Genomic DNA, 9,519 nt, shown 5'->3' with positions numbered 1-9,519 from the left:
TCCTACGAGTGGCTGCGTACTCTACGAGTGGCTGCGCAGCAGCGTCCTCATCGTCCGCATGGCCACCGAAAGGTTCGCCAGGTCGAACGTGTCGGAGCTCTGGATCTCCTCCAGCGTGACGCGGGCCCGGCCCAGGATCGCCGCGTTCTTCTGCTCCCACACCTTGAAGCGCTGTTCGGGCGTGGAGGTGCCGTTGCCGGCGGCGAGGACGTCGGCGGTGACGGCCGCGTGCGCGGCGTACAGGTCCTCGCGGATCGCCGCGCGGGCCATGGACTGCCAGCGGTCGGCGCGCGGCAGCTCGATGATGCGGTCCATGAGCTGGGTGATGCGCAGCCGGTCGGCGAGGTCGTAGTAGACCTCGGCGACGGCCAGCGGGTCCCTGCCCATGCGGTCGGCGACCGAGACCACGTCGAGCGCCGGGAAAGCGGAGGAGAAGCCCGCGACGCGCGTGGCCAGCTCGTCCGGGACCCCGGCGGCCGTCAGCTCGTCGTAGATCTGCTGGTACCACTCCAGGTCGGCGCCGCGCAGCAGCTTGGGCAGCTCGGCCCAGACCTGGCCCACGCCCTCGGAGAAGAACGCGATGGTCTCGGTGAGCTGCAGCGGCTGCGGCCGGTTGTTGAGCAGCCAGCGCGTACCGCGTTCGACGAGGCGGCGGGAGTGCAGCCGGATCCGGGTCTGGACGGCCGCGTCGACCTTGTTGTCCAGCGCCTCGACCGCGTCCCACACCGGGCCCGCCCCGAAGATCGCGCGGGACGCGGTCTGCGCCCGGACGATCTCCTCCAGCGAGGCCCCGGTCTCCTCCCGCAGCCGGTGCAGGAAGCTCGTACCGCCCGTGTTGACCGTGTCGTTGACCAGCAGGGTCGTGACGATCTCACGGCTCAGCGGGTGGTTGTCGATGTGCTCGGAGAACTGCTCGCGCAGCGCGGTCGGGAAGTACGCGTGCAGCAGCTTGCGCAGATACGGGTCGTCCGGCAGTGAGGTGTGCAGCAGTTCCTCGGCGACCGTGATCTTCGTGTAGGCGAGGAGTACGGCGGTCTCGGGGCCGGTGAGGCCCTGCCCGGCGTTGAGGCGCTCGCGGATCTGCCGTTCGCTGGGCAGGAATTCGAGCGCCCGGTCGAGATGGCCCTCCCTGACCAGGTAGCGCATGAAGCGCTGCTGGGCGTGGAGCATGTCCTTGGACTGGGCGAGGGCGTTGGCGATGGCCGTGTTCTGCGCGTAGTTGTTGCGCAGGACGAGGCGGCCGACCTCGTCGGTCATCTCGGCGAGCAGCTTGTTGCGCTGCTTGACGGTCATGTCGCCGTCGGAGACGACCCCGTTGAGCAGGATCTTGATGTTCACCTCGTGGTCGGAGGTGTCCACGCCCGCGCTGTTGTCGATGGCGTCGGTGTTGACCTTGCCGCCGTTCTGCGCGAACTCGATCCGGCCGAGCTGGGTCAGGCCGAGGTTGCCGCCCTCGCCGACGACCCGGACCCTGAGGTCCCCCCCGTCGACGCGGATGGCGTCGTTGGCCTTGTCCCCGACGTCGGTGTGCGACTCGGTCGAGGACTTGACGTACGTGCCGATGCCGCCGTTCCACAGCAGGTCGACCGGCGCCCGGAGGATCGCCTTCATCAGCTCGGCCGGGGTCATCTTGGAGACCTTGCCCTCGATGCCGAGGGCGTCCCGGATGTGGCTGTTGACCGGGATCGCCTTGGCGGTGCGCGGGAAGACGCCGCCGCCGGTGGAGATCAGCTCGGTGTCGTAGTCCGCCCAGCTGGAGCGCGGGAGTTCGAAGATGCGGCGCCGCTCGGCGTACGAGGTGGCCGCGTCCGGGTGGGGGTCGATGAAGATGTGCCGGTGGTCGAAGGCGGCGACCAGGCGGATGTGCTCGCTGAGCAGCATGCCGTTGCCGAACACGTCACCGGACATGTCGCCGATGCCGACGACCGTGAAGTCCTCGGCCTGTGTGTTGACGCCCAGCTCCCGGAAGTGCCGCTTGACGGACTCCCAGGCGCCGCGCGCGGTGATGCCCATGCCCTTGTGGTCGTAGCCGGCGCTGCCACCGGAGGCGAAGGCGTCGCCGAGCCAGAAGTTGTAGCTCTCGGCGACCTCGTTGGCGATGTCGGAGAAGGTCGCGGTGCCCTTGTCGGCGGCGACGACGAGGTAGGTGTCGTCGCCGTCGTGCCGTACGACGTCGGCGGGCGGTACGACCTCTCCGGCCACCATGTTGTCGGTGATGTCGAGCAGGGCGGAGATGAAGGTCTTGTAGCTCCTGATCCCCTCCGCCAGCCAGGCGTCCCGGTCCACGGACGGGTCCGGCAGCTGCTTGGCGACGAACCCGCCCTTGGCGCCGACCGGCACGATGACGGTGTTCTTCACCATCTGCGCCTTGACCAGGCCCAGGATCTCGGTCCGGAAGTCCTCCCTCCGGTCCGACCAGCGCAGCCCGCCTCGGGCGACCTTCCCGAACCGCAGGTGCACACCCTCGACCCGCGGCGAGTACACCCAGATCTCGAACGCCGGACGCGGCGCCGGCAGATCGGGGATGGCCTGCGGGTCGAACTTCATGGAGACGTAGTCGTGCGGCTTGCCGCCGACCGCCTCCTGGAAGAAGTTGGTCCGCAGGGTCGCCTTGATGACGGTCAGGAAGGACCGCAGAATCCGGTCCTCGTCGAGGGAGGCCACCTCGTCGAGCGCGGCGTTGACCTCTTCGAGCAGCGCGTCGACGATCTCCAGGCCGGCCCGCTGCCGGTCCGGCGACATCCGCGCCTCGAACAGCGACACGAGCAACCGGGTGGTGTGGACGTTGTTCCGGAGGGTGTCCTCCATGTAGTCCTGGCTGAACGTGGACCCGGCCTGCCGCAGATACTTGGCGTACGCGCGCAGCACCATGGCCTGCCGCCAGGTGAGCCCGGCGCTCAGCACCAGCGCGTTGAACCCGTCGTTCTCGGCCCGCCCGGTCCAGCTGGCGGCGAAGGCCTCCTGGAACCGCTCACGGGCGTCGTCCCCGACGAAGTCCCCGCCGGGCCCCTGCGACCTGGGCATCCGCAGCCCGAAGTCGTAGATCCACGCCGTCGTACGGTCCGTGCAGCGCAGCTCGTACGGCCGCTCGTCGATGACCTCGACACCGAGCCGGTTGAGCACGGGCAGCACCGCGGAGAGCGAGACGGACCCGCCCTTGCGGTAGATCTTGAACCGGCGCTCGCCGGGCCCGGCGCCCACGGGCTCGTACAGGCTGAGCTCGAAGTCCTCGTCCTGGTCCAGTTGTTCGAGCCGGACCAGGTCGGCGACGGCGGCGCGGGGGGAGTGGTCGGCCTTGTAGCCCTCGGGGAAGGCGTTGCTGTAGCGGCGCAGCAGCTCGGCGGCGCGCTCCTCGCCGAGTTCGGCGTTGAGTGCCTCGCCGAAGCCGTCGGCCCAGGAGCGGGCGGCCTCCACCAGGCGGGCCTCGACGCGCTCCTTGTCGGCGTCGGTGAGCTGCGGCAGCTCGGTGCCCTGCGGGACCCGGACCACGAAGTGCAGCCGGGAGAGAATCGATTCGGTGTTCCAGGCGGTGAAGTCGACGCTGGTGCCGCCGAGTTCCTCCTTCAGGATGTCGATGATCCTGAGGCGTACGGAGGTGGTGTAGCGGTCACGCGGCAGGTAGACGAGGGCGGAGTAGTAGCGCCCGTACTCGTCCTGCCGCAGATACAGCCGCAGCCGCCGCCGCTCCTGCAGATACAGCACGGACGTGACGATGGACCGCAACTCGTCGACGGGCGTCTGGAACAGCTCGTCACGCGGATACGTCTCCATGATCTGGAGCAGATCGCGCCCGTCGTGGCTGTTGGGCGAGAACCCGGCCCCCTCCAGGACCTCGTCCACCTTCCGCCGGATGACGGGCACCCGGCGCACGGACTCGGTGTAGGCGGCCGAGGAGAACAGTCCGAGGAACCGCCGCTCACCGACGACGTTCCCCTCGCTGTCGAACTTCTTCACGCCGACGTAGTCGAGGTACGACGGCCGGTGCACGGTGGCCCGGCTGTTGGCCTTGGTCAGCACGAGCAACTTGTGCTCACGCGCCTTGGCACGCGCATCGGCGGGAAGCCGCTCGAAGGACGAGCTGACGGGATGCTGATCGGTCCCGCCGTGCTGCGGATCGGCCCGCAGGATCCCGAGCCCGGTCCCGGCGACGGCGGCCAGCGAGTCGTCGTCGCGCAGCTCGTACTCCCTGTACCCCAGGAAGGTGAAGTGGTCGTCGGCGAGCCAGCGCAGCAGCTCGCGGGCCTCCTCGATGTCCCGGTCGCGCAGATCGTCGGCGGTGTGCTCGACGGGCAGTCCGTCGGCGATACGCAACGCCGCGTCGCGCATCTTCTCCCAGTCCTCGACGGACTCCCGCACATCGGACAGAACCCGCAGCAGATCATTGGTGATCTGCTTCAGATCGGCCCGATCGGTCTCCCGGTCGATCTCGACATGGATCCAGGACTCGATGTGCGCGTCGTGCGGCAGCGTCTCGCCCGCCGCGACGGCGGCGGAGGCGGCGGCCACGGCCGTGGGCTCGGTGACGAGCTCGACGAGCTTCCCGGTCACATCCCGCCGTACGACGACCTGCGGGTGAATGACCACATGGATGCCCCGCCCCTGCCGTGACAGCTCATTGGTCACGGAGTCGACGAGGAACGGCATGTCGTCCGTGACGACCTCGACGACGGAGTGGCTGCACGTCCACCCGTTCTCCTCCACCGTGGGTGTGTGGACCCGCACGTTGGCCGTGCCCTGGGGGCGGTTCTCGGCCAGCCGGTAGTGGGACAGGGCGGCTCCGAAGACATCGACCGGGTCGCGGTCGCTCAGGTCCTCCGGGGCGGTGTGCAGGTAGTAGCGCTGGAGGAACGCGAGCATGGTGTCGTGGTCCGGGGCTCCCGACGTACTCTCGCTCGTCGTCCCAGTCGGTAGGTGCCCCCCGACCGGGCTGTTCTCAGCTACCCGGGCGGCCCTTTCGAGCAGCTCGGCCTTGGCTTCGTCCAGCTTGGTCTGCATTGTCCTCTGGCTCCTGTCGCGCGCCGTTGCGTGACGTAGAAGGAAGTACGGTCTCGACCCCTCCGACGCGACGCCACGACACGGGGTGTCCGGTCTGCTTCGACGCTATGCCGCAGGGTGAGATGAGCGGGGGGTAATCGGCCATTCTCGGCGCCCGACAGGGGTGTGACACTGCTCTCTGCGTGTCCCGCCCCACCTGTCCACGGGCTGCACTCGACGCCCCGGGAACCTTCGACGTTCCCTTCCACCCGCGAGGACCAGCGACCGCCGCCCGGCCCCGGACGCCGTCCGTGCCGACCGGGCGCAAAGCGGGAACAACAACGCCCCCGCGAGCTATCGCGCTGATCACGCCACCAAGGCTATCGCTCCGGACGGGGGCCCCGTCATGAGCCGTATGTGTACAAATCCAAACCCCAAACTTTGACACTCTGCGCAGTGCGCTCCCTGCACTTTTGAGCTTACCCCCGCCCAGCCGAGCCACCCGAGAGCCCGCGCGGCCTACTCCGCCCCCACCTCACCCACCCGGGCCCCCGCCCACAAAGCCCCGCCCCGACCCGCCTCGCCCCGCCGAGGCGCCGCTCACCAAGCCCCGGCCCGCCTCGCCAAGGCGCCGCTCACCAAGTCCCGGCCCGACCCGCCTCGCCCCGCCAAAGCCCCGCCCCGCCCCGCCCCAACCCGCCTCGCCAAGGCGCCGCTCACCAAGTCCCGGCCCGGGTACCGCCGGCCAAGCCCCGGCCCATGGCGAGCCGTGACAGGAGCGGAGCTGCAGCAGGGCGGGACGGGTGCCGCAGGGGCTGCGGCGGGGCCGGGCTGTGCGAGGCCTTGATGGGCGCCGGGGACGCCGGCACCCTCCTGCACTCCGCGCTCCACCAGCCCCTCCGGCGCTTGAGGAGCGGGGTCTGGGGCGGAACCCCAGGATGGGACGGGTAGGGGCGGCGGGGGCGAAAAACCCGAGTCCGGCTCCACCCACAGCCCGAGCCGACCTCCGCCCTCCCAACCCAAGCCAACCCCCGCCGTCACCCACCCCCTTGGCAAACCCCCCACCCGGAGGCACGTTGACCAGTAAGTCCCACAAAACCCGATGAAGCCCGAATCCAACGAACCCCGTCAGCAACCCGACAAAGCCCACCCCATGGCCGAGGAAAACCCACCATGACACCCAAGATCCTCATCGTCACCGGCGACGCGGCGGAGTCACTGGAGGTCCTGTACCCCTACCAGCGCCTACGCGAAGAGGGCTACGACGTCCACATCGCCGCCCCCACCCGCAAAACCCTCCGCTTCGTCATCCACGACTTCGAACCCGACTTCGACACCTACACCGAGAAGCCCGGCTACACCTGGCCCGCAGACCTGGCCTTCTCCGAGGTGGACCCCGGCCAGTACGCCGCCCTGGTCATCCCCGGCGGACGCGCCCCGGAGTACCTCCGCAACGATCCCGAACTCCGCAAGATCCTCAAGTCGTTCTTCGACATCGACAAACCGGTCGCCCAGATCTGCCACGGCCCCCTGCTCACCGCCGCCGTGGACGCCCTCCACGGCCGCCGCGTCACCGCGTACCCCGCCCTGGAACTCGACATGCAGGCAGCCGGCGCCGTCTTCCAGGACACCGAGACCGTGGTCGACGGCACCCTCGTCTCCGCCCGCGTCTGGCCGGACCACTCCCGCTGGATGCGAGAGTTCCTGACGGTACTGAGGACGAAGGCCCCGGTGACGTAACGGCAGGCACCGGGAACCACGAGCCGGGGGTCGCGATCCACCAGTGCGCCGCACCTCCAAACGCCCTTCAAGGACCGGGCCCGGGGGTCCAGAGCCGCCGCACGCCACGGCCCCCGGAACCAAAACGGCGCCCCTCCTTACGTCGACGCCGCCACCAGCCGCTCCGCCTCCGCGACCGCTTCCTCCAACGTGTCGACCACAGGCACCCCAACCCCCTCCAGGCTGGCCCGACTGTGGGACCCCCCGGTGTAGAGCACGGCCCGCGCCCCCACATATCTCGCGGCGACCGCGTCATCGGCGGCATCCCCGATCACCACCGTACGAGCCGCCTCCACTCCCACGAGCCGGCGCAGATGCCGCACCATGTGCTCGGCCTTGCTGCCACCGGACGGCCCGGTCCGCCCGTCCACCCGTACGAAGTGCGGCTCGATCCCGAACCCCCGCACCAACGGAACCAGCTCCTCATGCACATACATGCTGAGGATCGACTGACTCCGCCCCGCCGACCGCCACTCCGTGAGCAGCTCCGGCACCCCCTCGGTCAACTCACACGTGACCCGATGCTCCGCGTAGTACCGATGGAAGACGTCATCCATGGCCTCCCACTCCTCGTCGGTGGGCAGCCGCCCTATCAACCGCTCATAGAACTTCGGCACCGGCACGCAGTAGAGCTCCCGATACCGCTCCAACGTGAGCGGCCCGACCCCCAACTCCGCGAACGCCGCGTTCGTCGCCCCGATGATCGCCTCGTTGTCATGGAACAACGTCCCATTCCAGTCCCAGACGATATGCGCCCCTGCTCCGTACTTCCCCATACCAAGAACGTACCCGCCCCCACTGACAACGCACCGTGACCACACGTACGCCACCCGCACACGCATCCGAACAGCAGCCCTGACTCCAGCGCCCGCAGCCCCGGCTGCGGGCGCTGGGCAGCCGCACCGCCGACTGCGACCTCATCCGTACTCGGTCGCGCCCACCCGGCCTCATCCGTACTCGGCTGCGCCCATCCGGCGGAACATGTCGAAGGCGGCCTTCAGCCGTACCCGGCTGCGCCCACCCGATGGAACCTCAGCCTCCCAGCCCCACCAGGTTCGGAATCTCCTGAGTCGCGAACCACAACAACTCGTGGTCGTCGGCCCCGTCCACGATGAACTGCGCATCGTCGTCCCCCTGATCCGCGGCCTCCAACGCATCCGCGGCCTCCCCCACCTCCCCCTCCGCATCGACGGAGTCGACATGCACAGCCGCCGCCTTGGCCAACGGCACCGGCCCGGCCACCCGTACCTCTCCGAGCGCGGCCGGATCGAGCCCCCGGTCGGGATCGGCGACCGCATCCCGGTCGGCCACGTCCACGGCCACGACGACCCGTCGACGAGCAGCCCCCGGCTCGGCGGCCACCAGCCGCAACGACGCCAGGGCGGCCCGGTTCAGCGCCGCGTACTCCAGTTCCTCGATGTCATCGGACAGGTACCACTCCCGCAACCCCGGTGTGACGGCGTACGCGACGAGCGGCCCCTCCTCCCCCAGCTCACCTGTCTTGTACGCCTCGGCGAGCCCGGGGAGGGTCAGGGGGACGTAGACGCGCATGGCAGGCCGCTTTCGTAGTCGTGTTCGCTGTCAGGACTCCACGGAAGGCTCCGGCGAGAACGATCCATGCCCACCGAGGCCGATCCGCACCCACCGATGATCCGCACCAGCGAGGACGGCCCACACCCAACCGGCACACACCGCCCCGCGAAGGCTCCTCGGAGAGAGACCCCGAAAGACCCCCGAAGGGACCTCGGAGGGCCTTCAGAATACGCGCGGGCGTCCCCTTTCGAGCCCCCATCAGACCCCCGGGACGCGTCCACCCCACGCCGCGACCTCACCCGGTGCGCCCCCATCCCACCAGGCCCGGCCCCCCTCCGAGTCACCCTGATAGGTGAACTTTTCGTGGCCGCCCCCGAACGCCGCCGTTCCTTGCGACGGCCCCCTCCGGCCTCGTACAAGATCCCCACCGCGAAGTTACCCATTGGTACCCAGCGGCTTCACCGACGAACGGGGATCCCCATGAACAAGGTCATGACCAGGACCAAGCGCCGGCCCGGCACTCGCCCGCCCGTCCGCCACGACACCCGCCGCCCCGGCCGTACCCCCGCACGCACAACAACCCCAGGCGGAGGCCGCACCGCAACGACTCGAAACACCCCCCGCCCAGCCCCAGCCGCCCCCACCCCAGCCCAGCCCGGCACGACACCCGCCAACGCCCCAACCCGTACGACACCCGCCGACACCCCCAGTCGTACGGCCCCCAGCCGACCCGTCCCCCAGCTTCCCCAGATCCCCCAGCTCCGCCCCACCGACCACTTCGCCGACCTCCTCCTGGCCGTACTGAGCGGCCGGCGCCCGGTGCACAGCATGCTCCGCCACACCGCGGGCCGGGCCTACGACGAGCTGGCCTGGCTGGCCGAACGCGGCCCGCTGCGCACCACCCACGGCGCCCACCCGGTCGTCCGCGACATCGGCTACTACGTCGCCGCCCCGGGCGCCCTGGAGGTCTTCGCCCGCATCGGCGCGGGCGACCGACTGCGCGCCATGGCCTTCCGCCTGGAGCACGGCCCCGACCACCGCTGGCGCTGCACGGCGGTGGAACTGGGCGGCCCGAGGCCCCCGCGCGAGGACGACTGAGCGCGGGAGCGCGGCCGAAAGCCACACGAACAGCCGCATCGACAGCCTCACCGACGGCCGCACCAACGTCTGGCCGGTACGACCGCACCGACGGCCGCACCGGCCAGACCATCGCATTCGGGCACACGAAGGGCC

General features: G+C 69.9%; 5 protein-coding genes. 2 read left to right on the top strand and 3 right to left on the bottom strand.

All coding sequences use genetic code 11. The annotated features are described in order from the left end of the window. Positions 1–21: 21 nt before the first annotated feature. Positions 22–4,995, bottom strand: coding sequence for an NAD-glutamate dehydrogenase (locus STRIP9103_RS14450; RefSeq protein WP_009310549.1), 4,974 nt, complete (start codon positions 4,993–4,995; stop codon positions 22–24). A 1,152-nt stretch (positions 4,996–6,147) separates the two neighbouring features. Here STRIP9103_RS14450 and STRIP9103_RS14445 point away from each other — a divergent pair. After that, entirely contained in the window at positions 6,148–6,714 is a 567-nt protein-coding gene (locus tag STRIP9103_RS14445) for a DJ-1/PfpI family protein (RefSeq protein ID WP_009310547.1), read from the top strand. 137 nt (positions 6,715–6,851) lie between these two features. Here the strand turns inward: STRIP9103_RS14445 and STRIP9103_RS14440 are convergent, their stop codons facing one another. Next, positions 6,852–7,529 carry an HAD family hydrolase gene (locus tag STRIP9103_RS14440; protein WP_048820283.1) on the bottom strand — a complete coding sequence of 226 codons (678 nt, stop codon included), beginning with the start codon at positions 7,527–7,529 and terminating at the stop codon, positions 6,852–6,854. A gap of 256 nt (positions 7,530–7,785) precedes the next feature. Continuing rightward, a complete protein-coding gene (locus STRIP9103_RS14435) occupies positions 7,786–8,304 on the bottom strand; it encodes a DUF6912 family protein (RefSeq protein WP_009310551.1) in 519 nt (172 codons plus the stop codon). 462 nt (positions 8,305–8,766) lie between these two features. Here STRIP9103_RS14435 and STRIP9103_RS14430 point away from each other — a divergent pair, with 462 nt between their 5' ends. Next, positions 8,767–9,384, top strand: a complete 618-nt coding sequence (locus STRIP9103_RS14430) for an Rv3235 family protein (protein WP_048820282.1) — start codon at positions 8,767–8,769, stop codon at positions 9,382–9,384. Positions 9,385–9,519: the final 135 nt, after the last annotated feature.

Source organism: Streptomyces ipomoeae 91-03, assembly GCF_000317595.1.
In the GTDB taxonomy this organism is placed as follows: Bacteria; Actinomycetota; Actinomycetes; order Streptomycetales; family Streptomycetaceae; genus Streptomyces; species Streptomyces ipomoeae.
Note: the sequence above shows the minus strand (reverse complement) of the source record. Positions and strands in the feature narration are given on the sequence as shown.

What these genes read in the sequence shown, in the direction of transcription:
- STRIP9103_RS14435 (WP_009310551.1), bottom strand. Translation starts at nt 8,304, where the DNA reads ATGCGCGTCTACGTCCCCCTGACCCTCCCCGGGCTCGCCGAGGCGTAC.
- STRIP9103_RS14430 (WP_048820282.1), top strand. Translation starts at nt 8,767, where the DNA reads ATGAACAAGGTCATGACCAGGACCAAGCGCCGGCCCGGCACTCGCCCG.
- STRIP9103_RS14445 (WP_009310547.1), top strand. Translation starts at nt 6,148, where the DNA reads ATGACACCCAAGATCCTCATCGTCACCGGCGACGCGGCGGAGTCACTG.
- STRIP9103_RS14450 (WP_009310549.1), bottom strand. Translation starts at nt 4,995, where the DNA reads ATGCAGACCAAGCTGGACGAAGCCAAGGCCGAGCTGCTCGAAAGGGCC.
- STRIP9103_RS14440 (WP_048820283.1), bottom strand. Translation starts at nt 7,529, where the DNA reads ATGGGGAAGTACGGAGCAGGGGCGCATATCGTCTGGGACTGGAATGGG.